Origin of the sequence: Cellulomonas sp. ICMP 17802 (genome assembly GCF_041295535.1) — a bacterium.
Lineage (GTDB): Bacteria > Actinomycetota > Actinomycetes > Actinomycetales > Cellulomonadaceae > Cellulomonas.
On record NZ_JBGFQZ010000022.1, the window covers coordinates 19,892 to 44,162 of the forward strand.

Below are 24,271 nucleotides of genomic sequence, written 5' to 3' on the forward strand. Positions count from 1 at the left end.
GCGCTCATCCTTCCAGCCGGACGACGACCTCCCCGTCGCGCTCGAGCGGGAACGGGGTCCCGTCGACCGAGTAGGTCCCGAGGAACCCGCTCACCGGCACGCGGCCCGACGACGACGTCCGCAGCCTCGTCGGCGCCAGCCACCACTCGTCCTTGACCAGCCGCCGCAGGGCGTCGTACGCGGGCTTGGGGGTGCCGTCGGTCCGCACCAGGCCCGCCGGCGCACCGAGCCACGCGCCCTCGTCGGTGATCCCCCAGTACGTCGCCGCCTGCACCGCGGGGTGCGCGAGCAGCGTGCGGTAGTGCCGCTCGAGCTCGTCGGCCTGCCGCGCCTCGCCCTCGGGGGTCGAGGGCCACGCGGGCACCTGGTAGTCGTTGAGGTCCACGACGTGCGCCGGCATGAGGTCGCCGGACAGCAGCGTGGTCTCGGTGAGGTGCAGCGGCAGCCCGAAGCGCGCGAAGCGGTCGAGGATCCGCTGCGTCTTCTCCTCGCCCCAGTAGCCCTGGTGCATGTGGCTCTGCAGGCCGATCGCGTCGACCGGGATGCCGGCCTCGAGCACGCCCTCGATCAGACACTCGTACGCGGTGGACATGTCGAAGTCGTTGAGCAGGAGCGTGGCCGACGGGTTGGTCTGGCGGGCGGCGTCGAACGCCAGGCGGATGGTCGGGATCCGACCGCGCTCCCAGGCCAGCCGCGTCAGCCCGTTCGGCTCCTTGTCGAACACCGGCATGATCACGACCTCGTTGATCACGTCCCAGGTGTCGATCAAGCCGGCGAAGTCGGCGACCTCGCGGCGGATCCGGGCGTCCTGCGCCTCGGCGACCTGGTCGGTCGTGAGGTCGAGCAGCCACGGTGCGCCGACGGTGTGCCAGGCGAGCGGGTGGCCCTTGACGACGACGCCGCGGTCCACGAACCACCGCGCGGCCGCGAGCAGGCGCGCGGTGTCGGGGTGCCCGCGGACCGGCTCGAACCCGCCCCAGTAGAACGGCAGCGTCGCAGCGTTGAACACGTCGAACCACAGGTCGGCCAGCGCGGCCGCGGAGCCGACGGAGGCGCCGCCGAACGCGGAGGGCTCGGCCTGCTCCCCGCCCGCGAGCGCGACGAAGTCGAACCCGATGTTGCCGAACAGGAACGCGTGCCGCTCCTGCGCGACGACCACCTCGGTGTCGGCGAGCGGGCGGCCGTCGGGGCCGAGGACGGTGACGACGGCGTCGGCGCGCCGGTGGCTCAGCGTGGGCATGACGCCCAGCCTGCCACGGTGGAAAACGTTATCGATCCGCCGCCACGCCGAGGTCGAGCCGCGCGGCCAGGAGGTCGGGCCGGCGCAGCGCGCGCCCCCCGGCCACCGCCGCCACCGCGCCGACCAGCGCGACCAGGGGCACCACGAGGAAGGCCCGGTGCGTGCCGAACTCGTCCGCGAGCGCGCCCAGGGCGAACGGCGCCACACCGACCGCCAGGCTGCCGACGAAGGTGACGCGACCCTGCGTGGCATCGGCCCGACCCGGCGCCGTGGCCAGCAGGAGCGCGACCGACAGCGGGTACTGGGCGCCGTAGCCGAAGCCGGCGACCACCAGCCCGACCATCGCCGCCGCCGGCGCGGTCGCGGTCCACAGGATCGCCCACCCGCCGATCGCCACGACGAACGCGGCCGCGAGCAGCAGGGCCGGCGCCACCCGCAGGGAGAGCGGGCCGACCACGAACCGGACCGCGGACATGCCCGCCACCAGCCCGGCGGTCGCGGCGGCGGCGAGACCGGCACCGGCACCGGTCTGCTCGAGCACGAGGCCGGTGGACCAGTACGTCGTGGCGAACTCGAGCGAGATCCCGGCCACCAGCGTGACGAAGAAGCACCAGGCCGGCAGGCGGCTCCCCGTGCGGACGCGCGGGGCCGCGGACGCCCGCTCACCCGCGGCGCGGGCGGGTGTCATGGCGCCGCCTACCGGGATGCGGGACACGGCAACCGCGGTCGCGATCGCGAGCACCGCCGTGACGAGCACCGCCGGGCGCCACCCCCACCCGACGGCGACGCAGACCCCGACGGCCAGGGGGCCGACCAGCCCGATCGACGACCCGACGCCGTTGCCCTCCGTGACGGCGGCCGACGCCTTGCGGCCGTGCCGCAGCGCGAGACCGGCCTGCGCCGCGCTGACCATGACGTTGCCACCCACCGCCAGCACCACCATCGCCAGCAGGCTCCAGCCGAGCGCGGGCGCCGTCACCAGCCCCGTCGCACCCACGGCGACGAGCGCGCACGCGAGCAGGATCGTGGGCCGTCGGCCGCGGCCCCGCACCAGCCGCGGGGTGGCGAAGGCGGCGAGGATCCCCCCGGCGGCCATCGCCGTGCCGTGCAGCCCGGCCTGCGCGTCGGAGATGCCCAGCTCGTCGGCCAGCAGCGGGACGCTGGGGTTGAAGCTGTAGAGGAGCCATCCCCACACGGCGAAACCGCCGTAGAACGCGATGGTCATCCGGTCGCGCTCGAGGCCGGTGCGCTCGGCGTCGGGGAGGGTCATGGCCCGAGCGTAGGGGTTCGATCAGATCGATTCGACCAGGTCGTCCATGGCCCGCCGGTAGGCCGCCGACCGGGGGTAGTCCGAGTGCCGCGCGGCGACGAACATGTACGCGTCCTCGTCGAACTCGCCGGCCATCCGGTCGATCGGCCGCGCCGGCCGTGGCGGCCCCGCGGGCGGGCGACGGGGCACCAGCGGCGGCTCCGGCCACTCGGGCGGCTGCGGCTCCTCGGCGTTGCGCGGCGGGCCGATCGTGTAGGCGTCGACGGGGAAGCCGGCGAAGTCGGTGCGGCGCCACAGGCTCAGCCAGCGCGGGGCCGCGCGCCCGCCGAGCGAGTCCAGCAGGCTCAGCGGCGGCGGGTCCGTCGGCCGGGCGCGCTTCACGGCCTCCGGCTCCGTCGGCAGGGGCACCCGGCCGTCCTCCACCCAGGGGTCCCGCGCGATCAGGCGCGGCGCGAGGCAGGGGCGCGTGCCGAGCACGCCGGGCCCGAACAGCTCGGGGAAGAACCGTCCGAAGAACGGGCGGAGCTGGGTGCCGTACGTCAGCAGCGCGATGCGGGCGTCCGTCGACGCCGTGATCGTGGCGGAGCCCATCCGCTGCGCGCCGGCGTCCCAGCGGGCGAACAGCGTCGACACCGCGAGGACCGCGCCCATGCTGTGCGCCGAGAGGACGACGCGCTTGGTCGGGTCCTGCAGGCGCGCGCCCACGGGGGCGCCGTCGTCCTTGGCCTCGAGCCAGTCGTCGATGCGCCGCCGCAGCTCGGGCACCACCCGCTCCGAGTAGCACGGCGGCCCGAACGGGTGCGCGGCCCGGGGCAGGAAGCACTGCAGGTCCCACAGGAACCCCCACGGCCGCGCCGCGCCCGCCTGACTACCGGCGACCACGTTCCCCGCCATCACGGCGACGAGGCCGGCGAGCAGCGCCGCCACCACGGTCCGCAACGAGGTGCTGTCGCACGCGATGCGGCAGGTGGGCGGGAAGTCCTGCGCGCGCACGTCCGCGGCGACGGCCACCGCGGTGAGCAGGACGGCGACCAGCGCGGCCCCGAGCAGCGCCGCGAGCGCGCCGACGACGATCTCTGCGCGCTGCACCAGTGCGCCAGCGCGGCGCGCCCCGAGCACCACGTCCTGGCCGACTGCGCTGAGCCCGCCGACGGCCTCGAACTGCCCGCCCGGCCGCACCGGGAGCCGACCGGCGGTCAGACCGCGCACGATCGCCACGCCGGCCGCGATCGCCAGCCCCAGGAGCACCGCCAGCGTCGCGTAGCCCGAGGCGGTGAAGACGGTCGGGACCGCGAGCACGTGGTGCAGCCCGGTGACCGTGGTCTGCGCGCCGCGGGGGGTGGTGAGCGTGTCCCCCGGCGCCGCGCCGGCGACGCAGGCCGTGACGCACGTCGGTGCGGCGGGAGCATCCAGCACGGCGGCCAGGCCGACCACGATCACGCTGCTCATGAGCACGGCCAGACCCGCGGACAGGGCGAGGAAGACCGCCGGCCCGGTGCCCGCCCAGCCGGTGAACGGGCGCTCGACCGCATCCCCGCGGGCGGTGAGCACGACCGTGCAGAGCGCGACCACGAGGGCGCCGCTGACGCACGCCGCGACCACCGCCGCGGGCGTCGACCCGCCGTGCGCCAGCAGCGCCGAGCACAGCGCGGCCAGGGCCGCACCGGCGCCGAGCCACGACCAGGTCCGCCCCGGCACGCCCCGCCGCAGGCCGATGCCGACCACGCACAGGAGCACCAGAAGGCCGACCAGGCCGGTGACCACGGTGTCGGACGCGATCGACGTCGGCGAGAGCCGCCCCGGGTCCGCGCCCGGCAGGTAGTCCCCGGCCCCCGCGAGACCGGCCTGGATCGCGACGAGCAGCACGATCGACGCCCCCAGCAGGATGGGCACCCACGGGAGCCGGAGCAGCGCGGGCGGGGTCGGTGGCGGCGTCGACAGGCGCTGGGACGGCGGGCCGTCGCCGTCGACGTCGGGGTAGCCCGACGTCACCCCGACCACACGGACGGCGACGGCGAGGAGCAGCAGCACGGCCAGCGCGAGCAGCACCCGCCACGGCCACAGGGCCGCCCCGCCGGCCGGCGCCGTCATGCGCTGGTGCGCGAGCAGCGCGGCGACCAGCGCGAGCCCGCCCGCGACGTGCAGGGAGGCGTCCGCGCGGGCGTGCGACGACGTGCGCCAGAAGCCCGTGCGCGCGAGCACCGGGACGTCCCAGGTGTGCGCCTCGGTGCTCGTCGGGGTGGTCGCCCGGGTCACGGACATGCGCTGGTCGAACCGGACGCTGCCGCTCCACGCGAGGAGCACGAGGAGGACGAGCAGCAGCGCGGGGACCACGGCGGCGAGAGCGATCCGCTGCCCGTCGGTCATCCCGGCCATCGAGCGGACCGCGGCCGGCAGGTGGGAGCAGACGAGCCGGGACGTCGTCTCGCGCTGCGCGGTGTGCCCCGCGCTGTCGACGAGGGTCGTGGTCACGGTGCTCGACGGGCCGAAGCACTGCGTGCCGACCACGTCGATCGACGCGACCGCGAAGGTGGCCACCAGCAGCAGGCTGAGCAGCAGGCAGAACAGCCGCACCGCCGCCGCGCCGAAGGGCGGGGCCGACACGTCGACGGCCGGGCGGCCCGCGCCGCGTCGCCGACGCGCGTCCTCGGGCAGCCGTCTCGCCCAGTACGCCGCGTTGGCCACGCCGAAGGGGATGAGGAACGCCCACCCGGCCCGGATCACGGCCTGCCCGACGCCGGCGACGAACCCCAGCCCGGGCAGCGAGCTGGCGCGGGCGAGCGCGCCCCACGAGTACGCCTCGACCCGGCGCCGGTCCGAACCCCCGGCGGCCGTCGGGTCCTTCGTGGTCCAGAAGCTGGCCGCCCGGTCGCCGCTCGCGCGCACGATCTGGTCGGCGTCGACGCCCAGCATCCCCTGCGGCGGCGTGTTGCCGATCCCGTGGATCCGCAGCTCGAGCACCGCGGGATCCGCGGGCGCGACCGGGCGAGGCGACCGTTCCGCAGCCATGGCGTCCCCCCGCAAGCTCGCTGGTGCGCGACATTGCGGACATTACGCCCGTCGGGGTGCCGGTGCGTCAGTCGACAGGCGCCACCGCGGCGGCGAACTGGCTCGCGTACAGCCGGGCGTACGCGCCGTCGGCCGCGAGCAGGTCGTCGTGCGAGCCCTGCTCCACGATCGCGCCGTCCTCCATCACCAGGATCGTGTCGGCGTCGCGGATGGTGGACAGCCGGTGCGCGATGACGAACGAGGTCCGCCCGTGGCGCAGCGCGTTCATCGCCTGCTGCACCAGCACCTCGGTCCGGGTGTCCACGGACGACGTCGCCTCGTCGAGGATGAGGATCGCCGGGTCGGCCAGGAACGCGCGGGCGATGGTGAGCAGCTGCTTCTCCCCCGCCGACACGTTCGAGCCCTCGTCGTCGACCGTCGTCTCGTACCCGTCGGGCAGCGTGCGCACGAAGCGGTCGACGTGGGTCGCCACGGCGGCCTCGACGATCTCGTCCTGCGTCGCGTGCTCCACGCCGTACGCGATGTTCTCGGCGAGCGTGCCGCCGAAGAGCCAGGTGTCCTGGAGGACCATGCCCATCTGCGAGCGCAGCGCGTCGCGGGTCATGTCCCGCACGTCGACGCCGTCGAGGGTGATCCGGCCGCCGTCGACCTCGTAGAACCGCATCAGGAGGTTGACCAGCGTCGTCTTGCCCGCGCCGGTCGGGCCGACGATCGCGATCGTCTGGCCCGGCTCGGCCACGAGGGACAGGTCCCGGATGAGCGGCTTGTCCGGCGAGTAGCTGAACGCGACGTTCTCGAAGGCGACCCGGCCCTGGATGGGCTCGTCCGGTCGCACCGCGTCGACCGGGTCGGGCTCCTGCTCGTCGGCGTCGAGAAGCTCGAACACCCGCTCGACGGACGCCACGCCCGACTGCAGCAGGTTCGCCATGGACGCGATCGTGGTGATCGGCTGCGTGAACTGCCGGCTGTACTGGATGAACGCCTGGACGCTGCCCAGCGTGAGGGCTCCCGACGCCACCTGCAGGCCACCCACGACCGCGACGATCACGTAGTTGAGGTTGGAGACGAAGCCGAGCGCCGGCTGGATGATCCCGGAGATGAACTGCGCCTTGAAGCTCGACTCGTACAGCCGCTCGTTGCGCTCCGCGAACACCTCGGCGGCCTCCCGCTGCCGGCCGAACACGGTGACCAGCGAGTGCCCGGTGTACATCTCCTCGATGTGGGCGTTGAGCTGCCCGGTCACCGCCCACTGCTGCATGAACTGCGGACGCGACCGCTTGGCGATCATCCCCGCGATCCAGATCGACAGCGGGACCGTGATCAGGGCGATGACGGCGAGCAGCGGCGAGATGAAGAACATCATGGCCAGCACGCCGACCACCGTCAGCACCGACGTGATCAGCTGCGAGAGCGTCTGCTGGAGCGTCTGGGCGACGTTGTCGATGTCGTTGGTCACGCGGCTGAGCAGCTCCCCGCGCGGCTGTCCGTCGTGGTACTTCAGCGGCAGCCGGGACAGCTTCGCCTCGACGCGCTGGCGCATCTGGTAGACCACGCGCTGCACGACGACGGCCGTCATGCGGCCCTGCAGCCACCCGAACAGGAACGACCCGAGGTAGATGGCCAGCACCACGAGCAGGATGTTCCGCAGGTGGGTGAAGTCGATGCCGACGCCGGGGATCGCGCCCGACGACTCGACGATGTTGGCCTGCGACGTCTGGCCGCGGGACCGCAGGAACTCGACCGCCTGGGCGTTCGTGGTGCCGGCCGGCAGCTGCTTGCCGATCACCCCGGCGAAGATCACGTTGGTCGCGTTGCCCAGGAGCTTCGGACCGATGACCGCCAGGACGACCGACGCGGTGCCCATCGCGACGATCGCGACCATGGGCCAGCGCTCGCCGCGCATCTCCCCGAGGAAGCGCCGGGCCGAGCCGCGGAAGTTCATCGACTTCTCGCCGGGCATGCCCATGTTCATCATGGGTCCGCCGCCGCCGGGGCCGCGGCGCTGCGGGGGCATCCGCTGGGCGGGTGCCGGACGCTCGTCGGTGCTCATGCCGCCTCCTCCACGCTGACCTGCGAGTACACGATCTCCCGGTACGTCTCCGACGACTCCAGCAGCTCGCTGTGCGTGCCGACGCCGACCACGAGGCCGTCCTCCATCACCACGATGGAGTCGGCGTGCCGGATGGTGGCCACGCGCTGCGCGACGACCAGCACGGTCGCGTCCTGCGTCTCGGGGACGAGGGCCGAGCGCAACGCGGCGTCCGTGGCGTAGTCGAGCGCGGAGAACGAGTCGTCGAAGAGGAAGACCGAGGGCTTGCGGACGAGCGCCCGGGCGATGGCGAGCCGTTGTCTCTGGCCACCCGACACGTTGGTGCCGCCCTGCGAGATCGGGGCGTCCAGCCCCTCGGGCAGCGCCTCGACGAACGACCGGGCCTGCGCCACGTCGAGCGCGTGCCACAGCTCGTCGTCCGACGCCCCCGGCTTGCCGTACTCCAGGTTCGACCGGACGGTGCCGGCGAACAGGTACGGCTTCTGGGGGACGAGCCCGATCTGCGTCCACAGCTGGTCCGGGTCGAGGTCCCGCACGTCGACGCCGTCGAGCCGCACCGACCCGCCGGTCACGTCGAACAGCCGCGGGATGAGGTTGACGAGGGTCGTCTTGCCGGAACCCGTGGAGCCGATGATCGCCGTCGTCCTGCCCGGCTCGGCCACCAGGTCGATGCCGTGCAGCACCGAGCGCTCGGCGCCCGGGTAGCGGAACTCGACGCCGCGCAGCTCGAGCAGGCCGGGCCGGCGGCCCGGCAGCGCGACGGGGGTGCTCGACGGGACGACGGACGTGTCGGTGGTGAGCACCTCGCCGATCCGCTCAGACGAGACGACGGCCCGCGGGACCATCACGAACATCATCGTGGACATCATGACCGCGATGAGGATGTAGGCGATGTACGACAGGAACGCCGTCAGCTGGCCGATCTGCATCTCGCCCGCGTCGACGCGGTACGCACCGAACCAGAGCACCGCCACGCTCGTCGCGTTGAGCACGACCATCACCGACGGGAACATGAGCGCCATGAGCTTGCCGACGCGCAGGGACGTGTCGTAGAGGTCGGTGTTCGCGGCGTCGAACCGCTGGGACTCGCGGCGCTCGCGGACGAACGCCCGGACCACGCGGACGCCGGCGATCTGCTCGCGCAGCACCCGGTTGATCCCGTCGATCCGCTTCTGCATCGACCGGAAGTACGGCACCATCCGCGAGATGATCAGGCCGATGATCAGGCCGAGGACCGGCACCGAGACGAGCAGGATCCCGGAGAGCGCGACGTCCTCCTGCATGGCCATGATCACGCCGCCGACCAGCATGATCGGCGCCATGATCATCATGGTGAAGGTCATCATCGTGACCATCTGCACCTGCTGGACGTCGTTCGTCGTGCGGGTGATCAGCGTCGGTGCCCCGAACTTGGCCACCTCCTGCGCCGAGAACGTCTGCACCTGGCCGAACAGCCGCTTGCGCACGTCGCGGCCGAACGCCATCGCCGTCCGCGAGCCGTAGTAGACGGCGATGATCGCCGCGACGATCTGGACGAAGCTGACCGCGAGCATCACGCCGCCGAGGCGCATGATCTCGGCGGTGTCGCCCGTGACCACGCCGTCGTCGATGATCCGGGCGTTCAGGCTGGGCAGGTAGAGCGTCGCCATCGTCTGGATCAGCTGGAGCACGACGACCGCGATCACCGCACCCTGGTACGGCTTGAGGTGCTCCTTGAGCAGCTTGACCAGCATCACGAGCTCCTGTCGGTCGGGGTGGGGGCGAGGACGCCGTGGAGCAGCAGGTCCACGAGCTGGTCGGGGTCCGGGGGGCCGGTGTCGAGACCGCGGCGGGCGGCCTCGACGGTACGCATGGTCGCGCCGAGGAGCACCGTGTTAAAGAGCTCGATCACGTCGCCGAGGGGCAGGCGCAGCAGGTCGGCGTCGGGCGCCAAGAGCTCGGCGACGGCCGCGGTGACGGCGGCGGTGCCCGCCTGCTGGCGACGACCCCACTGCCGGATGGCGGCCTCGCGGTTCTCGGGGGTCGGCCCGGCGGGCTCCAGCCGCCCGACCTCGTGCAGCAGGCCCATCCAGCGCATCGAGTCGCCGACGTGGGCCTGCGCCTGGGTCATGAGCACGACCAGCTTGTCGCGCAGCGGCAGCGACCGGTCGATCAGGGCGATCTCCGGGACCGCGTCCGCGGGGTCGATCGCGGCGAGCACGGCCTCCCGGATCAGCGTGACCTTGTCGGTGAACACCCGGAACAGCGTGCCCTCGGCCACCCCGGCGGCCTCGGCCAGCTCGCGGGTGGTGACCGCCGCGCCCCGCGCGAGCAGCACGGGCCGGACGGCGAGGAGGATGGCGGCGCGCCGCTCGTCGGGCGGAAGGGGTGCCGCCCGGCCCGCGCGTGCACCGGTGGAGAGATCCATGCGGGCAATCTAACTGAGTGAGCACTCACTCCGAAGCATGTTCACTCTGAGCGAACAGATCGCCCGGACGAGCGAGGCCCGGGCCGCCACCGGTCCGGGCCTCGTCCGGTCACTGCGCCGGCGCGTCCTGCGGCGGCTCGTCCTGCGGCGGCTGCGGGGCCGGCGGCTGCGGCGCGCGCGGGGGGACCGCTCCCCCACCGGGACGCTGGCCCAGCTCGACCGACGGGTCGAACGGCAGGCCGCTCAGCGTGCCCGAGCTGGTCGCGTCCGCGGTCGCGGCGGCCGACTCGCGCCGCGCCTCGGCGAGCGCCTCGGCCGGGTCGGTGAGCGTCGTCGGCGGCAGGTCGTCGCCCAGCGGCGAGGTCCCCGCGGGCCGACCGCCGTCGTCGGGGCTGAACGGCCCCCCGAACCCCTTGGCGAACACGCCGAGCGCGCTGGTCAGCTCGGACGGCAGGAACCACATCTTGTTGGACGGGGTCGCCGCGATCTTCGGCAGGACCTGCAGGTACTGGTAGGCCAGCAGCTTCGGGTCGGCGTCGCCACGGTGCACGGCGTCGAACACCTGCAGGATGGCCCGCGCCTCGCCCTCGGCCGTGAGGATCGCCGCCTGGGCGCCACCCTCGGCCCGCAGGATCGCGGCCTGCTTCTCGCCCTCGGCCGTGAGGATCTGCGACTGCTTGAACCCCTCGGCCGTGAGGATCGCCGCGCGACGGTCGCGCTCGGCGCGCATCTGCTGCTCCATCGAGCCCTTGATGCTGTCCGGCGGGTCGATCGACTTGAGCTCGACGCGGTTCACGCGCACGCCCCAGCGCCCGGTCGCCTCGTCCAGCACGCCGCGCAGCTGCCCGTTGATCTGGTCGCGGCTGGTCAGCGTCTGCTCGAGGTCCATCGACCCGACGACGTTACGGAGGGTCGTGACGGTGAGCTGCTCGATGCCCTGGATGTAGTTGGCGATCTCGTAGACCGCCGACTTGGGCTCCGTGACCTGGAAGTAGATGACGGTGTCGATGCTCACCACGAGGTTGTCGGAGGTGATCACGGGCTGCGGCGGGAACGACACCACCTGCTCGCGCAGGTCGACGCTGGCGCGCGGGCGGTCGACGAACGGGATGAGCAGGTGCAGGCCGGCGTCCAGCGTGCGGGAGTAGCGCCCGAGCCGCTCGACGATGATCGCGACGGCCTGCGGGACGATCTTGACCGCCCGCACCAGCGCGATGACGACGAACAGCAGCACCAGGCCCAGCACGATGTACAGGGCGATCTGCCCAGAGCCCAGTTCCATGGATCCTCCTGTGAGAGATCGATCACGCAGGGGCGAGCTGCCCGTGCGACGTGCTCAGGGGCCGACGACCGGGACGACGACCGCGGTCGCCCCGTCGATCCGCGACACCCGCACCTCGGTGCCGGGCGGGATCGCCTGCGCCGCGTCGGCCCGCGCGCTCCACACCTCGCCGTTGAGCTTCACGCGGCCGCCCTCGACGGTGACCGTCGACACGACCACCGCGTCACGCCCGACCAGGGCGGCGGCGTTGGTCTCGACGAGGGGCATGCGGGCCTTGAGGTGCCGCAGCAGCCACGGCCGCAGCGTCGCCAGGAGGATCACCGAGGTGACCGCGGCGACGATGCACTGCACCCCGACCGGGGCACCGAGCAAGTAGGCGACGGCCCCGGCGATCGCCCCGCCGGCGAACATCGCGAGCACGAGGTCGAGCGAGAGCATCTCGAGGATGCCCAGGGCAAGCGCTGCGCCGATCCACCACAGCCAACCCATCGGGGGTCCACTCCTTCGGTGCGGCAGGCTCCGACGTCGGGACCCGCTGTCCAACCGATACTAGGCGCTCTCTTTGCGAATCTGTGGTGGAAAACTCAGCCCTGAGAGGAAGCCGCCCGGGCGGCCCACCGGCCGCCCGCCTGCTCGACGACGAGGGGCAGGTCGAACGCCCCCGACAGCGTCTCGGCGGTGAGCACCTCGTGGATCGGGCCGGCCGCGAAGGCCCTCCCCTGCCGCAGCAGCAGGAGGTGCGTGAACCCCGGCGGGATCTCCTCGACGTGGTGCGTGACCAGCACGAGCACCGGCGAACGGCGGTCGCCGGCCAGCTCGGCCAGCGCCGCCACGAGCTCCTCACGGCCCCCGAGGTCCAGGCCCGCGGCGGGCTCGTCGAGCAGCAGCAGCTCGGGGTCGGTCATGAGGGACCGGGCGATCTGGACCCGCTTGCGCTCGCCCTCGCTCAGGGTGCCGAACGTCCGGTCGGACAGGTGCGCGACCCCGAACGCGGCCAGCAGGTCCGTGGCCCGCGACTCGTCCAGCGACTCGTACTCCTCGCGCCACCGGCCCGTGACGCCGTACGCGGCCGTGAGGACGACGTCCCGCACCCGTTCGCCCCCCGGGATCCGGTCCGCCAGCGACGCGCTCGACAGGCCGATCCGGGGACGCAGCTCGAACACGTCGACGCGGCCCAGCCGGGAACCCAGCAGGTCGGCCGTCCCGCCGGTCGGGTGCATCCGCCCCGCGGCCACCTGGAGCAGCGTGGTCTTGCCCGCACCGTTGCGGCCGAGCACCACCCACCGCTCGCCCTCGCGGACCGTCCACGTCACCTCGTCGAGGATCGTCGTCGTTCCCCGGCGGATCGTCACGGCCTGCAGGTCGAGCACGTCGGTCATGGGCATGACCCTAACCGTCGAGCCGCACGTCGGGGGCCTGCGACGAGCCGCGTGCCGGTGCGGTCGGTCACGTCTACGGTTGTCCGGTGGACCTGGTCCTGGAGCTCCCCCGATCCGTGCTGCTCGCCCTGTGGCTGGCCGCCGACACGCCCGACCGCGCCGTGCTCGTGGACGCGCTGCAGTCCGACGACGAGCCCCACACCGTGCAGCGCCGGCCGGCCGCGGACGACCCGGTCCGCGACGACGTGGACGAGGAGCCGCTGGGCGCGCTGCTGGACGCGTGCGGCGGGACGCCCCGGGACGTCGCGATCGTGCTGCCCGTGCCGGGCGATCCCGGAGCCACCCCCGCGGTGGTGAGCTCGGCCGCGACCGAGGCGGGCGAGGCGGTCCTGGTCCGCACGCCCGACGCGTGCTTCGTCGCGGTCCCCGTGGTCGAGCGCTTCGGGTCCGCTCTCGAGCCCGGTCACCTGGTGACCTGGGAGGTCTCGGACGTCCCGGACTGGCGGCACGCCGTGCACGCGCGGACCGGGTCGCTGCAGGAGGCCGAGCGTGAGCTGCGGCAGGGGCTCATCGAGGCGACGGAGGCGCTCACGCGGCTGGAGGTGGCCCGGTGGCGTCCCGACGCCGCGCAGACCGTCGCCGCGCTGCGGGACCTCGAGCTGCCGGCGTGGCGCCTGCCCGACGGGCTGGACGGCCGCCGGCTCCGGGTGCTGGCCAGCGCCGCGCGGCTGCGCGCGATCGTTGCGCTGGCGGGGCAGGACGACGGCGCCGCGGTGAGCCTGTGGCAGGCCGACCAGCGGTCCACCGCCCTGCGCGAGGTCGACCGGATGGCCCGCCGCGCGATGGCGGCCGCGTCGTCACAGCTGACCGGCTGACGTCAGGCCGACGCGGCTGGGCTCGTCAGGCCAACGCCCCCCTGTACACCTCGAGCGTGCGCTCGGCGATGGCCTCCCACGTGAAGTGGTCCTCCACCCGCTTGCGGGACGCGACCCCCCACTCGGCGGTCCGGGCGGTGTCGCCCAGCACGTCCGTGAACGCCGCGGCCAGGTCGGCGACGAAGCGGTCCGGGTCCACCGGCGTCCCCGTCCCGTCCTGCAGCTGGTCGATGGGCACCAGCCGCCCCGTGACGCCGTCGTCGATCACCTCCGGGATGCCGCCCGTGGCGGTCCCCACGACAGGCAGGCCGACCGCCATGGCCTCGAGGTTGACGATCCCGAGCGGCTCGTAGATCGACGGGCACGCGAACACGGTGCCGTGCATGAGGACCGCGATGAGCTCGTCGCGCGGCAGCATCTGCTCGATCCACACCACGCCCGAGCGCTTGGTGCGCAGCTGCTCGACCAGACCCGTGACCTCCGCCATGATCGCCGGCGTGTCCGGCGCGCCGGCGCACAGCACCACCTGGACGTCCGGCGGCAGCTGCTCGGCCGCGCGCAGGAAGTACGGCAGGCCCTTCTGCCGGGTGATCCGCCCGACGAACACCACGGACGGCCGCGACGGGTCGATGCCGAGGGCTCGCACGGTGGCGTCGGCCCGGGCGACGGCCTCGTCGTCGGTGGGCCGCTGCCACTGGTCGAGGTCGATCCCGTTGTGCACGACCTTCACCAGCGCCGGGTCGACCTTCGGGTAGGCGCGCAGGATGTCCTCCCGCATGCCGCCGCTCACCGCGATGACCGCGGCGGCACCCTCGTACGCGGTCTTCTCAGCCCAGCCGGACAGGGCGTAGCCGCCACCCAGCTGCTCGGCCTTCCACGGGCGCAGGGGCTCCAGGCTGTGCGCGCTGACCACGTGCGGCAGCCCGTGCAGCAGGCCGGCGAGGTGCCCGCCCAGGTTGGCGTACCAGGTGTGGGAGTGCACCAGGTCGGACGCGACGCCGTCGGGGCCGACGAAGCCCACCGCGTCGGCCATCTCGAGGTCGATGCCGAAGGTCTGCAGCGCGGCGTTGGCCGACGCGAGCTCGGTCGGCACGGAGTAGCCGGTGACCCCCGGGGCGTCGCGCGGGCCGTCGAAGCAGTGCACCCGCACGTCGATCGTGCGCTCGAGCACGCGGGACAGTCCCGCGACGTGAACTCCCGCGCCGCCGTAGATGAACGGCGGATACTCCCGGGTCAGCAGGTCGACACGCACGCGAACCATCCCCTCGCCACCGGCACGGACGACCGGTTCTCCCGCCGACACGCTAGCGCGTGAGCGACGTCACGCCTCGCTGGGACCGCGCTGGGGGCCTAGGGTCGTCTCCATGGCAGCGCCGCGCGTCCTCGCTATCGTCCTCGCAGGTGGGGAGGGCAAACGTCTGATGCCCCTCACCGCAGACCGCGCCAAGCCGGCGGTGCCCTTCGGGGGGCTGTACCGGCTCATCGACTTCGCCCTGTCGAACGTCATCAACTCCCGGTACCTGCACGTCATCGTGCTGACCCAGTACAAGTCGCACAGCCTCGACCGGCACGTGTCGAAGACGTGGCGGATGTCGCCCCTGCTCGGCAACTACGTCGCCGCCGTCCCCGCGCAGCAGCGCGTCGGCAAGCACTGGTACCTGGGCAGCGCCGACGCCATCTACCAGTGCCTCAACATCATCGAGGACGAGCGGCCCGACATCGTCGTCGTGGTCGGCGCCGACCACGTGTACCGCATGGACTTCTCCCAGATGGTCGACGCCCACATCTCCTCGGGCGCCGAGTTCACCGTCGCGGCGATCCGCCAGCCGATCGAGGAGGCCGACCAGTTCGGCGTCATCGAGGTCGACCCCACGGACCCCACGCGCATCAAGGCGTTCCTCGAGAAGCCGACCGACCCGGTGGGCCTGGCCGACTCCCCCGGCGAGATCCTGGCGTCGATGGGCAACTACGTCGCCAACGCGGACGCGCTCGTCGCCGCGGTCACCGCCGACGCCGAGAGCGTGAGCTCCCGGCACGACATGGGCGGCGACATCGCCCCGTACTTCGTCGAGCGGGGCACCGCGGGCGTCTACGACTTCCTGCGCAACGACGTGCCCGGCTCCACGCCGCGCGACCGCGACTACTGGCGCGACGTGGGGACGATCGACGCGTTCTACGAGGCCAACATCGACCTGATCTCGATCGAGCCGGTGTTCAACCTCTACAACGACGAGTGGCCGCTCTACAGCGGGTACACCAGCCTCGCGCCGGCCAAGTTCATCCACGCGGGCGCCGGCCGGCTCGGGCACGCCGTGGACTCCGTGGTCTCGCCCGGCGTCCTGGTCTCGGGTGCGACGGTGTCCGGGTCGGTGCTGTCCCCGGGCGTCCGGCTGCACTCGTGGGCGCAGGTCACGGACTCGGTGCTCTTCGACGACGTCCATATCGGCCGGTACGCCCAGGTGCACCGGGCGATCATCGACAAGAACGTCGTCATCCCGGAGCGCGCGCGCATCGGCCTGGACCACGACCACGACCGCGCGCGCGGCTTCACCGTCACGGAGTCGGGCATCACCGTCATCCCGAAGGGCTCGATCGTCACGGACTGAGCCGCCCGCACGGAGCCGGGTCGTCCGCCACTATCGTGCGGTTCCGTGACCCCTCAGCAGCCGCGCCTCGTCGTGATGGACGTCGACTCGACCTTCATCACCGGCGAGGTCGTGGAGATGCTCGCGGCGCGCGCGGGCTCCGAGGTGCTGGTCACCGAGATCACCGAGCGCGCCATGCGCGGCGAGATCGACTTCGCCGAGTCCCTGCACGAGCGCGTGGCGACGCTCGCCGGCCTGCCCGAGTCGGTGCTCGCCGACGTGCTCGCCGAGGTGGAGCTCTCCCCCGGCGCGCGCGAGCTCGTGGCCGAGCTCGACGCCCGCGGCTGGCCGGTCGGGCTGGTCTCCGGCGGGTTCATCGAGATCGTCGGTCCCCTCGCGGCGACCCTCGGCATCACCCTGACCAGGGCGAACGCGCTCGAGGTGGTGGACGGGCGCCTCACCGGCCGCGTGACCGGCGCGGTGGTGGACCGCGCCGCCAAGGCGGCCACGCTGCGCGACTACGCGACGACGGTCGGCATCCCGATGGACCGCACGATCGCGATCGGCGACGGCGCCAACGACCTCGACATGCTCGCCGCCGCGGGGTTCGGCATCGCGTACAACGCCAAGCCGCTGGTGTGCGCGGCCGCGGACGCCGTCGTGCGCGACCGGCTCGACGCCGTGCTCGACCTGCCCGTCTTCGCCCGGTGACCGCCTTCGTGCCCGGCCTCGAGCTGGCGCGCGCGCTCTACGACGCCGTCCGCCCTCTCCTGGTCGCCCGCGGGCTGGCCCACACCGCGGCGCTGGTCGGGCCCGGCTCGGACGTGCTCGGGCTCGACGACGCGACGTCGACCGACCACGACTGGGGGCCGCGGTTCCAGCTGCTGCTGTCGGCGTCGGACCACGCCGCGCACGCCGCCGACCTGCACGAGCAGCTGCGCACGACCGCGCCCGCCCGGGTGGCCGGGTGGACCACGCGCGCGGCGGCGGCCGCGGCCGACGGGACGCGCGGTCCCGGCGACGGCGAGGACGACGGTCCCGTCGACCACCGGATCGAGATCCTCACGCTCGACGCGCTGCTCCAGCGGCTGCTCGGGCCGGTGGACCCGCGTCGGACGATGACCGTGGCCGACTGGCTGGTCGTGCCGCAGCAGCGGCTGCTCGCGGTGACCGCCGGCGCGGTCTTCCACGACGACCTCGGCCTCGAGCGCGTCCGGAGCACGCTGCGCGCGTACCCGCACGACGTCGGGCTCTACCAGCAGGCCGCCGCCTGGTCGGCGATCGGGCAGGACGAGCACCTCGCCCCGCGCGCCGGGCTGGCCGGGGACGACCTCGGCTCACGGCTGATCACGGCCCGCGTGTGCCGGACCGCGGCGCAGCTGGCGTTCCTGCAGGAGGGCCGGTACGCGCCGTACGACAAGTGGCTCGGTACGGCGCTGGAGCGGCTCGGGTCGACCGGGCCGCTGCGCGCCGCGATGGCCGCCACGTTGTCCGCGGACGCCTGGGCCGCGCGGCAGGAGCGGCTGGGCGACGTCCTGGTGGAGCTGGTCCGGCGGCACAACCGCCTCGGTCTCACGCCGCCGGTGGCGGAGCGGACGACGCCGTTCCACGGCCGACCGTTCGACGTGGTCGGCGGGGCCGCGGTGGCCGGGCTGCTCGTGGCGGCCCTCACCGACCCCGAGGTCCGGGCGCTGGCCGCCCGCCCGCTCGTCGGCGGCATCGACCTGGTCACCGCGAGCACCGACCTCGCCACGGACTCCGGTCGCACGGCCGCGCTGCGCGGGCTCTACTGACCGGCGCAGACTCCGGGATCGCGCCTACTCCGGGATCGCGCCTACTCCGGGATCGCCAGCCGCCGCAGGGTGGCCGACGCGTCCGTCAGGCCGGCCCAGTCGGCGACCTCCAGCAGCGACCAGCCCGCGGTGGGCACACCGACCCGGACGCGGGCGAGCGTGGTGGGGTCCGACTCCGGCCCGGAGAGCAGGACGGCCGCCTGCGACATGGTCGGCTCGTGACCCACCACGAGCAGCGTGCGCACGTCCGCCGGCACCGCCCGGACCAGCTCGGCGAGCGCGTGCGACCCCGCGTAGTACAGGTCCTCGAGGTACCGCACTGTCGGGTCCGCCCCGAGCGTGCTCCGGGCGAGCTCCCAGGTCTGCCGGGTGCGCACGCTGGTCGAGCAGAGCACGAGGTCCGGCACCAGGCCGTCCGCCGCGAGCCTCGCTCCGACCCGGGCGGACTGCCGCCGGCCGACCAGCGAGAGCGGCCGCTGGACGTCCGCGATCAGGTCGGGGTGCTCGGCCTTGGCATGGCGCAGCAGCAGCAGTCGCCGGGTGCCGGGATCGGGCGTCACGAGGCCAGCGTCCCACCTGGGGACGCGTCGCGCCTCGGTCACAGACCCATCGCGTGGTACCCGCCGTCGACGTGCACGATCTCGCCGGTGGTCGCGGGGAACCAGTCGGAGAGCAGCGCGGCGACCGCGCGGGCCGTGGGCTCGGGGTCGAACGCGTCCCAGCCGAGCGGCGCGCGCTCGGGCCAGCCGCCCTCCATGGCCTCGAAGCCGGGGATCGACTTGGCGGCCGTGGTCCGGATCGGGCCGGCCGAGACGAGGTTCACCCGGATGCCGTGCGGGCCGAGGTCGCGGGCCAGGTAGCGCGCGGTCGACTCGAACGCGGCCTTGGCCACGCCCATCCAGTCGTAGACCGGCCAGGCGTAGCGGGCGTCGAAGGTGAGGCCGACGATCGCGCCGCCCGAGCTGAGCAGCGGCTGCGAGGCGACCGCGAGCGACTTGAGCGAGTACGCGCTGACCTCGAGCGCGGTGGCGACGTCGGCCCACTCGCCGGCCAGGAAGTTGCCGCCCATGACCGACTGCGGCGCGAAGCCGATCGAGTGCACGACGCCGTCGAGCGAGTCGAAGCCCGCCTCGCGCACGCGGTCGGCGAGGGCCGCGAGGTCGTCCGCGTCGGTGACGTCGAGCTGCAGGACCTCCGCGGGCTTCGGGAGGCGGCGGGCGATCGCCTGCGTCAGGCGGAACTGGCGGCCGAACGAGGTGAGCAGCACCTCCGCGCCCTCCTGCTGCGCCAGGCGCGCCACGTGGAAGGCGATCGAGCCGTCCGTGAGGACGCCGGTGACCAGGAGCTTCTTGCCGTCGAGCAGACCCATGTGCGTTCCGTTCTCGTTGCCGTGCGTCAGGAGGGAGGGATCAGTGGCCCATGCCGAGGCCGCCGTCGACGGGGATGACCGCGCCGGAGATGTAGCCCGCGGCCGGCGAGGCCACGAACTCGACGACGCCGGCCACCTCGTCGGGCTCGGCGAACCGGCCCAGCGGGATGGACTCGCGGTACGCCTTCTGCTTGTCCTCGGGCAGCGCGCGCGTCATGTCGGTGTCGATGAACCCGGGCGCGACCACGTTCGCGGTGATCGCGCGGCCGCCCAGCTCGCGGGTGATCGAGCGGGCCATGCCGACGAGCGCCGACTTCGAGGCCGCGTAGTTCACCTGGCCGGCCGAGCCGTACAGGCCCACCACCGACGAGATGAAGATGATGCGCCCGCGCCGCAGCCGGATCATGCCCTTGCTCGCGCGGCGGGCGCACCGGAAGGCGCCGGTGAGGTTGACGTCGAGGACCTCGGAGAACTCCTCGTCCGTCATCCGCATGAGGAGCTGGTCGCGCGTCACGCCGGCGTTGGCGACGAGCACCTCGACCGGGCCGTGGGCCGCCTCGATCTCGGCGAACGCCGCGTCGACGCTGGCGGTGTCGCGCACGTCCCCCACGACGCCGAGGACGCCGGCGGGCAGGTCGCCCGCGCGGTAGATCGTCGCGACCTTGTCGCCGTTCGCCACGAACCGCTCGGCGATCGCCCGGCCGATGCCGCGGTTGGCCCCGGTGACGAGGACGCTGCGCGGGGCGGGCGGGGTGCTGGTGTTGTCGGATGTCTCTGGCACGGGACACGACGCTATCCGACGCCCGCCGCACGTCACGGCAGGGTCCGCGCCCATGTTCGTCGCGCCGCGTTGTGGGACCTGCACAACACCGCTCCTCAGCGTCGCCACAGCCGAGCCGGACTACGATCAGGTGGTGAGCAGCAACCGCCGTCACCCGGCTGTCCCCCCGGGTGAGGTCCACAGCATCACGTCCGCGCCCGAACCGCTCTCCGACGACCTGGCCCGGCGGCAGAAGCGGTACCTCGTGCAGATGGGCATCCGTGTCGTCTGCTTCGCCGCCGCCGTGCTGACCTGGGGCCGCATCCCCATGTGGGCCTCGCTCCTGCTCATCGTCGCCGCCGTCGTGCTGCCGTACTCGGCCGTGCTGTTCGCCAACGCCGGCCGCGAGCGCCGCGACAGCGACGGCACGTTCATGACCCCGCGCGAGATCGGCCCGGGCAGCGGTGCGCCCCGCGGGCTCGGCCCGTCCGACGACCACCCGGAGGGCGGCGCGTGAGCCTGCTCGGTCCCGTCCCCGACGCCGTCGACGAGCTCATCTGCAGCAGCCGCGGCTGCCGGGCGACCGCCACGTGGGGCCTGCTCTGGAACAACCCCAAGCTGCACACCCCCGACCGCCGCAAGGTGTGGCTCGCGTGCGACGACCACCGCGACCACCTCGGCCAGTTCCTGGACACCCGCGGGTTCCTGCGGGACACCGTCCCCGCCGCGGAGCTCGAGTCCGCGCCTCGGTCATGAGCCCCGCGGCCCGCCGCGCCGTCGGCCTGGTCCTGCTCGGGGTCGTGGTCGCCGTCGCCTGCACCTTCCTCGGTCGGTGGCAGTGGAACCGGCACGTGTGGCGCGACTCCGCGATCGCCGTCGTCGAGACGAACTGGTCCGCCGACCCCGTTCCCCTGCAGTCGGTCCTGCCCACCACCGGCACGGCGCTCACCGACGCCGACGTGTGGCGCCGCGTCACCGTCGCGGGCCACTACGAGCCCGACGGCACGGTCCTGCTGCGCAACCGTCCCGTCGACGGCGCGCCCGCCTACCACGTGCTCGTCCCGTTCGTCGTCGACGACGCGTCCGCGGGCACCGCGCCCGCGCCGACGCAGGCCGGCACCGTGCTCGTGGTGGACCGCGGCTGGGTGGACCCCGGCGAGGACGCGAGCGCCGACGTGGCCGCGCCCGCGCCGCCCGAGGGGACCGTGACCCTCACGGCCCGGCTGCGGCAGGACGAGCCCGCGTCGAGCCGGACCGCGCCGCCGGGACAGGTCCAGGCGATCTCCGCCCCGCAGGTGCTCGCCGCCGGCGGGACGCCGGGCGACACCTACGACGCCTACGTCGCGATGACCGCGGAGGACCCGGCGGTCTCCCCCGTGCCCGGCGCGCTCCCGCCGCCGAGCACCGACCCCGGGTCGCACCTGTCGTACGCGTTCCAGTGGTGGACGTTCGCGCTGGGCGGCCTGGTCGCGTTCAGCCTGGGCGCCCGCCGCGAGCTGCAGGACGAGCGCGCCCTGCGCACCACCGAGCCCGTGGCCCCCGCCCCGGTCCAGGTCTCCCCGTCCGGCGTCGAGCTGTGGCCCACGCGTGACACCCCGCGCCCCCGCCGGGCACCGGCCGCGCCGGACGCGCCCCGCCGCCGCGGCGGCCGGGACGAGGACGCCGAGGACGCGCTCATCGACTCCCAGCTCGCCGACGCGGCCGGACGCGACGAGCGCTGACCGTCCCGCGCGTCGCCGGCCGCCCGCCTCAGCGTCGCTGCAGCGAAGAATGCGCGGACCGCGGTCCTCGGCACCACCGGGGGCGCATCCATCCCTGCACCGACGGGCCGAGGGCTCGTCGACCCGGCGCGTCAGGCCAGCGCGATGAGGTCGAGGTACGACGGGTTCCACAGGTCCTCGTCGCCGTCGGGCAGCAGGAGCACCCGCTCGGGGTCCAGCGCGGCGACCGCGCCCTCGTCGTGCGACACCAGGACGACCGCCCCGGAGTAGCCCCGCAGGGCCGCCAGGATCTCCTCGCGCGACGCCGGGTCGAGGTTGTTCGTCGGCTCGTCGAGCAGCAGCACGTTCGCGCTGGACACGACGAGCGACGCGAGCGCCAGGCGGGTCTTCTCGCCGCCGGACAGCACCCGGGCCGGCTTGTCGGCGTCGTCGCCCGAGAAGAGGAACGAGCCGAGCACGGAGCGGACCTGGGTCTCGGTGAGGTCCGGCGCGGAGGACTTGAGGTTCTCGACGACCGTCCGGTCCATGTCGAGCGTCTCGTGCTCCTGCGCGTAGTAGCCGAGCTTGAGCCCGTGGCCCGGGCGGACCTCGCCGGTGTCCGACTTCTCGATGCCCCCGAGGATGCGCAGCAGCGTGGTCTTGCCGGCGCCGTTGAGGCCCAGCACGACGACCTTGCTCCCCCGGTCGATCGCCAGGTCGACGTCGGTGAAGACCTCCTGCGACCCGTAGGTCTTGGACAGGCCCGCAGCGGTGAGCGGGGTCTTCCCGCACGCTGCGGGCTCCGGGAACCGCAGGCGCGCGACCTTGTCCGAGGCCCGGACCTCCTCGAGCCCGGACAGCAGGCGCTCGGCGCGGCGCGCCATGTTCTGCGCGGCGACCGTCTTGGTGGCCTTGGCGCGCATCTTGTCGGCCTGCGCCATGAGCGCGGACGCCTTCTTCTCGGCGTTGGCCCGCTCGCGGCGGCGGCGCTTCTCGTCCGTCTCGCGCTGCTGCAGGTAGGCGTCCCAGCCGAGCGCGTACTGGTCGAGCTGCGAGCGGTTGGCGTCGAGGTGGAAGACCTTGTTGACCACGGCGCGCAGCAGGTCGGCGTCGTGGGAGATCACGATCAGCCCGCCCGAGTACGACTTCAGGTAGTCGCGCAGCCACAGGATCGAGTCGGCGTCGAGGTGGTTGGTGGGCTCGTCGAGCAGGAGCGTCTCGACGCCCGAGAACAGGATGCGGGCCAGCTCGACGCGGCGCCGCTGACCACCCGAGAGCGTCCCGATCGTCTGGCCGAGCACCCGCTCGTCCAGGCCGAGGTTCGACGCGATCCGGTGGGCCTCGCTCTCGGCGGCGTACCCGCCGGCGGCGTTGAAGCGCGCGTCGAGCCGGGAGTACCGGTCCATCGCCTTCTCGCGGACCGCGTCGTCCTCGCTGGCCATCGCGACCTCGGTGGCGCGCATCGCGCGGACGACCTCGTCGAGGCCGCGGGCGGAGAGCACCCGGTCCATCGCGAGCTGCGCGAGGTCGCCGGTGCGGGGGTCCTGCGGGAGGTAGCCCACGTCGCCGCCGCGGACGATCTGGCCGCCGGTGGGCTGCGTCTCCCCCGCCAAGGTCTTGGTGAGCGTGGTCTTGCCGGCGCCGTTGCGACCGACCAGACCGATCCGGTCGCCGGCCGCGATGCGGAACGACGACTCCTCGAGCAGCGTTCGTGCGCCGATGCGCAGCTCGACAGCCTGGGCAGTGATCACTTGACGGTTTCCTCCGAGTTCGCCGCGCTGGCGTTGGCCGCGGGCACAAACGCCAGCAAGTCTACGACCGGCTAGCGTGGCGACCGGCCGCAGGGTCCGACCGCACGGCGCACGTGCGCCCCTGGACCGGCGGCGACGCCCGCACCCGCCACGACGATCGAGGGGTAGCCCATGTCCGCTCCGCAGGACGAGACCGCCGCAGCATCCTCCGTGCTCCTGCCCGCCCCCGTCGCCCGCACGTCGGTGGCCACCGACGTCGCCCTGGTCGCCACGTTCGCCGCGTTCATCGCCGTGTGCGCCATCCTGCCCGGCATCCCGACGCCGTCGGGTGTGCCGATCACCCTGCAGACCTTCGGCGTGATCCTGGCCGGCCTGGTGCTCGGGTGGCGCCGCGGCGCCCTCGCGGTGCTGCTCTACCTCGCGCTCGGGCTGGCGGGGCTGCCCATCTTCGCCGAGGGCACCGGCGGCCTGGTCGTCCTGAGCAAGCCGTCCGTCGGCTACCTCCTCGCGTTCCCGTTCGCCGCGGCCCTCGCCGGGGTCTTCGGCGGCCTGGCGCTCCGCGTCACCAGCGGCTGGCGGTACCCGGTCCTCGCGCTGGCCGGCCTGGCCGCCAGCTTCCTGACCATCCACCCCGCCGGCATCGTCGGGCTGATGGCCCGCCTCGGCCTCAGCTTCCGCGAGGCGTTCGCCATCGACCTCGTCTACTGGCCCGGCGACGTGCTCAAGAACCTCGCCGCGGCCGCGGTCGCCCTCGCGGTGTTCAAGGCGTTCCCCGACATGCTGCGCACGCGCCGCTGACCT

The 24,271-nt window shown here is 73.7% G+C and carries 22 protein-coding genes; 8 read left to right on the forward strand and 14 right to left on the reverse strand.

Features of this window, described 5'->3' with window-relative positions; genetic code table 11:
• Positions 1 to 4: 4 nt before the first annotated feature.
• The 9 genes from AB5970_RS14605 to AB5970_RS14645 form a co-directional block, all read right to left on the reverse strand.
• On the reverse strand, positions 5 to 1,240 hold the full coding sequence (locus tag AB5970_RS14605) for an endo-1,4-beta-xylanase (RefSeq protein ID WP_370504667.1): 1,236 nt from the start codon (positions 1,238 to 1,240) through the stop codon (positions 5 to 7).
• A 28-nt stretch (positions 1,241 to 1,268) separates the two neighbouring features.
• Positions 1,269 to 2,510: an MFS transporter gene (locus AB5970_RS14610; protein ID WP_370504668.1), complete on the reverse strand. Its 1,242-nt coding sequence runs from the start codon at positions 2,508 to 2,510 to the stop codon at positions 1,269 to 1,271.
• Positions 2,511 to 2,531: 21 nt separating this feature from the next.
• Positions 2,532 to 5,519, reverse strand: a complete 2,988-nt coding sequence (locus AB5970_RS14615; protein WP_370504669.1) for a hypothetical protein — start codon at positions 5,517 to 5,519, stop codon at positions 2,532 to 2,534.
• A gap of 67 nt (positions 5,520 to 5,586) precedes the next feature.
• The gene (locus tag AB5970_RS14620; RefSeq protein ID WP_370504670.1) at positions 5,587 to 7,569 is read right to left on the reverse strand and encodes an ABC transporter ATP-binding protein; all 1,983 of its coding nucleotides are present in this window, start codon (positions 7,567 to 7,569) and stop codon (positions 5,587 to 5,589) included.
• Entirely contained in the window at positions 7,566 to 9,302 is a 1,737-nt protein-coding gene (locus tag AB5970_RS14625) for an ABC transporter ATP-binding protein (protein ID WP_370504671.1), read from the reverse strand. Before AB5970_RS14625 ends, AB5970_RS14620 begins: the two co-directional genes overlap by 4 nt.
• Positions 9,302 to 9,976, reverse strand: a complete 675-nt coding sequence (locus AB5970_RS14630; protein WP_370504672.1) for a TetR/AcrR family transcriptional regulator — start codon at positions 9,974 to 9,976, stop codon at positions 9,302 to 9,304. Before AB5970_RS14630 ends, AB5970_RS14625 begins: the two co-directional genes overlap by 1 nt.
• Before the next feature lie 109 nt (positions 9,977 to 10,085).
• The gene (locus tag AB5970_RS14635; RefSeq protein WP_370504673.1) at positions 10,086 to 11,258 is read right to left on the reverse strand and encodes an SPFH domain-containing protein; all 1,173 of its coding nucleotides are present in this window, start codon (positions 11,256 to 11,258) and stop codon (positions 10,086 to 10,088) included.
• A 54-nt stretch (positions 11,259 to 11,312) separates the two neighbouring features.
• Entirely contained in the window at positions 11,313 to 11,747 is a 435-nt protein-coding gene (locus AB5970_RS14640) for an NfeD family protein (protein ID WP_370504674.1), read from the reverse strand.
• 95 nt (positions 11,748 to 11,842) lie between these two features.
• Positions 11,843 to 12,637 (reverse strand): ABC transporter ATP-binding protein, encoded by a 795-nt coding sequence (locus tag AB5970_RS14645; RefSeq protein WP_370504675.1) that lies wholly within the window; start codon positions 12,635 to 12,637, stop codon positions 11,843 to 11,845.
• Positions 12,638 to 12,723: 86 nt separating this feature from the next.
• Here AB5970_RS14645 and AB5970_RS14650 point away from each other — a divergent pair, with 86 nt between their 5' ends.
• Positions 12,724 to 13,512, forward strand: a complete 789-nt coding sequence (locus tag AB5970_RS14650) for a hypothetical protein (protein ID WP_370504676.1) — start codon at positions 12,724 to 12,726, stop codon at positions 13,510 to 13,512.
• Between the two features lie 25 nt (positions 13,513 to 13,537).
• Here the strand turns inward: AB5970_RS14650 and glgA are convergent, their stop codons facing one another.
• Entirely contained in the window at positions 13,538 to 14,764 is a 1,227-nt protein-coding gene (glgA, locus tag AB5970_RS14655; RefSeq protein ID WP_370504677.1) for a glycogen synthase, read from the reverse strand.
• Between the two features lie 112 nt (positions 14,765 to 14,876).
• Between glgA and glgC the strand changes: the two genes are divergently transcribed.
• From glgC to AB5970_RS14670, 3 genes are read left to right on the forward strand one after another with little or no spacing between them, the layout of a single operon-like run.
• Entirely contained in the window at positions 14,877 to 16,118 is a 1,242-nt protein-coding gene (gene glgC / locus AB5970_RS14660) for a glucose-1-phosphate adenylyltransferase (RefSeq protein ID WP_370504678.1), read from the forward strand.
• Between the two features lie 45 nt (positions 16,119 to 16,163).
• On the forward strand, positions 16,164 to 16,808 hold the full coding sequence (gene serB / locus AB5970_RS14665; RefSeq protein WP_370504679.1) for a phosphoserine phosphatase SerB: 645 nt from the start codon (positions 16,164 to 16,166) through the stop codon (positions 16,806 to 16,808).
• Positions 16,805 to 17,890, forward strand: a complete 1,086-nt coding sequence (locus tag AB5970_RS14670) for a DUF4037 domain-containing protein (protein WP_370504680.1) — start codon at positions 16,805 to 16,807, stop codon at positions 17,888 to 17,890. The genes serB and AB5970_RS14670 overlap by 4 nt, the downstream gene beginning before the upstream one ends.
• 41 nt (positions 17,891 to 17,931) lie before the next feature.
• On the opposite strand, the gene AB5970_RS14675 is transcribed toward AB5970_RS14670, so the two are convergent.
• The 3 genes from AB5970_RS14675 to fabG are packed head-to-tail and all read right to left on the reverse strand — an operon-like array spanning position 17,932 to position 20,040.
• Positions 17,932 to 18,450, reverse strand: coding sequence for a SixA phosphatase family protein (locus AB5970_RS14675; protein ID WP_370504681.1), 519 nt, complete (start codon positions 18,448 to 18,450; stop codon positions 17,932 to 17,934).
• A 38-nt stretch (positions 18,451 to 18,488) separates the two neighbouring features.
• Positions 18,489 to 19,259, reverse strand: coding sequence for an enoyl-ACP reductase FabI (fabI, locus tag AB5970_RS14680; protein ID WP_370504682.1), 771 nt, complete (start codon positions 19,257 to 19,259; stop codon positions 18,489 to 18,491).
• 40 nt (positions 19,260 to 19,299) lie between these two features.
• Positions 19,300 to 20,040 carry a 3-oxoacyl-ACP reductase FabG gene (gene fabG / locus AB5970_RS14685; protein WP_370504683.1) on the reverse strand — a complete coding sequence of 247 codons (741 nt, stop codon included), beginning with the start codon at positions 20,038 to 20,040 and terminating at the stop codon, positions 19,300 to 19,302.
• A 133-nt stretch (positions 20,041 to 20,173) separates the two neighbouring features.
• On the opposite strand from fabG, the gene AB5970_RS14690 reads away from it, so the two are divergent.
• From AB5970_RS14690 to AB5970_RS14700, 3 genes are read left to right on the forward strand one after another with little or no spacing between them, the layout of a single operon-like run.
• Positions 20,174 to 20,536, forward strand: coding sequence for a DUF3099 domain-containing protein (locus AB5970_RS14690; RefSeq protein ID WP_370504684.1), 363 nt, complete (start codon positions 20,174 to 20,176; stop codon positions 20,534 to 20,536).
• On the forward strand, positions 20,533 to 20,775 hold the full coding sequence (locus AB5970_RS14695; protein WP_370504685.1) for a hypothetical protein: 243 nt from the start codon (positions 20,533 to 20,535) through the stop codon (positions 20,773 to 20,775). Before AB5970_RS14690 ends, AB5970_RS14695 begins: the two co-directional genes overlap by 4 nt.
• The gene (locus tag AB5970_RS14700) at positions 20,772 to 21,740 is read left to right on the forward strand and encodes an SURF1 family cytochrome oxidase biogenesis protein (protein ID WP_370504686.1); all 969 of its coding nucleotides are present in this window, start codon (positions 20,772 to 20,774) and stop codon (positions 21,738 to 21,740) included. The genes AB5970_RS14695 and AB5970_RS14700 overlap by 4 nt, the downstream gene beginning before the upstream one ends.
• Positions 21,741 to 21,871: 131 nt before the next feature.
• Here AB5970_RS14700 and abc-f read toward each other — a convergent pair whose 3' ends face one another.
• On the reverse strand, positions 21,872 to 23,470 hold the full coding sequence (gene abc-f, locus AB5970_RS14705) for a ribosomal protection-like ABC-F family protein (RefSeq protein WP_370504687.1): 1,599 nt from the start codon (positions 23,468 to 23,470) through the stop codon (positions 21,872 to 21,874).
• A gap of 171 nt (positions 23,471 to 23,641) precedes the next feature.
• On the opposite strand from abc-f, the gene AB5970_RS14710 reads away from it, so the two are divergent.
• Complete coding sequence (locus tag AB5970_RS14710) at positions 23,642 to 24,268, forward strand: biotin transporter BioY (RefSeq protein WP_370504688.1); 627 nt, start codon at positions 23,642 to 23,644, stop codon at positions 24,266 to 24,268.
• Positions 24,269 to 24,271 lie beyond the last annotated feature (3 nt).

Coding starts and splice junctions, on each gene's coding strand:
- AB5970_RS14635 (WP_370504673.1), bottom strand. CDS start 11,258: ATGGAACTGGGCTCTGGGCAGATCGCCCTGTACATCGTGCTGGGCCTG.
- AB5970_RS14630 (WP_370504672.1), bottom strand. CDS start 9,976: ATGGATCTCTCCACCGGTGCACGCGCGGGCCGGGCGGCACCCCTTCCG.
- AB5970_RS14645 (WP_370504675.1), bottom strand. CDS start 12,637: ATGACCGACGTGCTCGACCTGCAGGCCGTGACGATCCGCCGGGGAACG.
- AB5970_RS14615 (WP_370504669.1), bottom strand. CDS start 5,519: ATGGCTGCGGAACGGTCGCCTCGCCCGGTCGCGCCCGCGGATCCCGCG.
- AB5970_RS14700 (WP_370504686.1), top strand. CDS start 20,772: ATGAGCCCCGCGGCCCGCCGCGCCGTCGGCCTGGTCCTGCTCGGGGTC.
- AB5970_RS14610 (WP_370504668.1), bottom strand. CDS start 2,510: ATGACCCTCCCCGACGCCGAGCGCACCGGCCTCGAGCGCGACCGGATG.
- fabI (WP_370504682.1), bottom strand. CDS start 19,259: ATGGGTCTGCTCGACGGCAAGAAGCTCCTGGTCACCGGCGTCCTCACG.
- AB5970_RS14640 (WP_370504674.1), bottom strand. CDS start 11,747: ATGGGTTGGCTGTGGTGGATCGGCGCAGCGCTTGCCCTGGGCATCCTC.
- AB5970_RS14605 (WP_370504667.1), bottom strand. CDS start 1,240: ATGCCCACGCTGAGCCACCGGCGCGCCGACGCCGTCGTCACCGTCCTC.
- glgC (WP_370504678.1), top strand. CDS start 14,877: ATGGCAGCGCCGCGCGTCCTCGCTATCGTCCTCGCAGGTGGGGAGGGC.
- AB5970_RS14620 (WP_370504670.1), bottom strand. CDS start 7,569: ATGAGCACCGACGAGCGTCCGGCACCCGCCCAGCGGATGCCCCCGCAG.
- AB5970_RS14710 (WP_370504688.1), top strand. CDS start 23,642: ATGTCCGCTCCGCAGGACGAGACCGCCGCAGCATCCTCCGTGCTCCTG.
- AB5970_RS14625 (WP_370504671.1), bottom strand. CDS start 9,302: ATGCTGGTCAAGCTGCTCAAGGAGCACCTCAAGCCGTACCAGGGTGCG.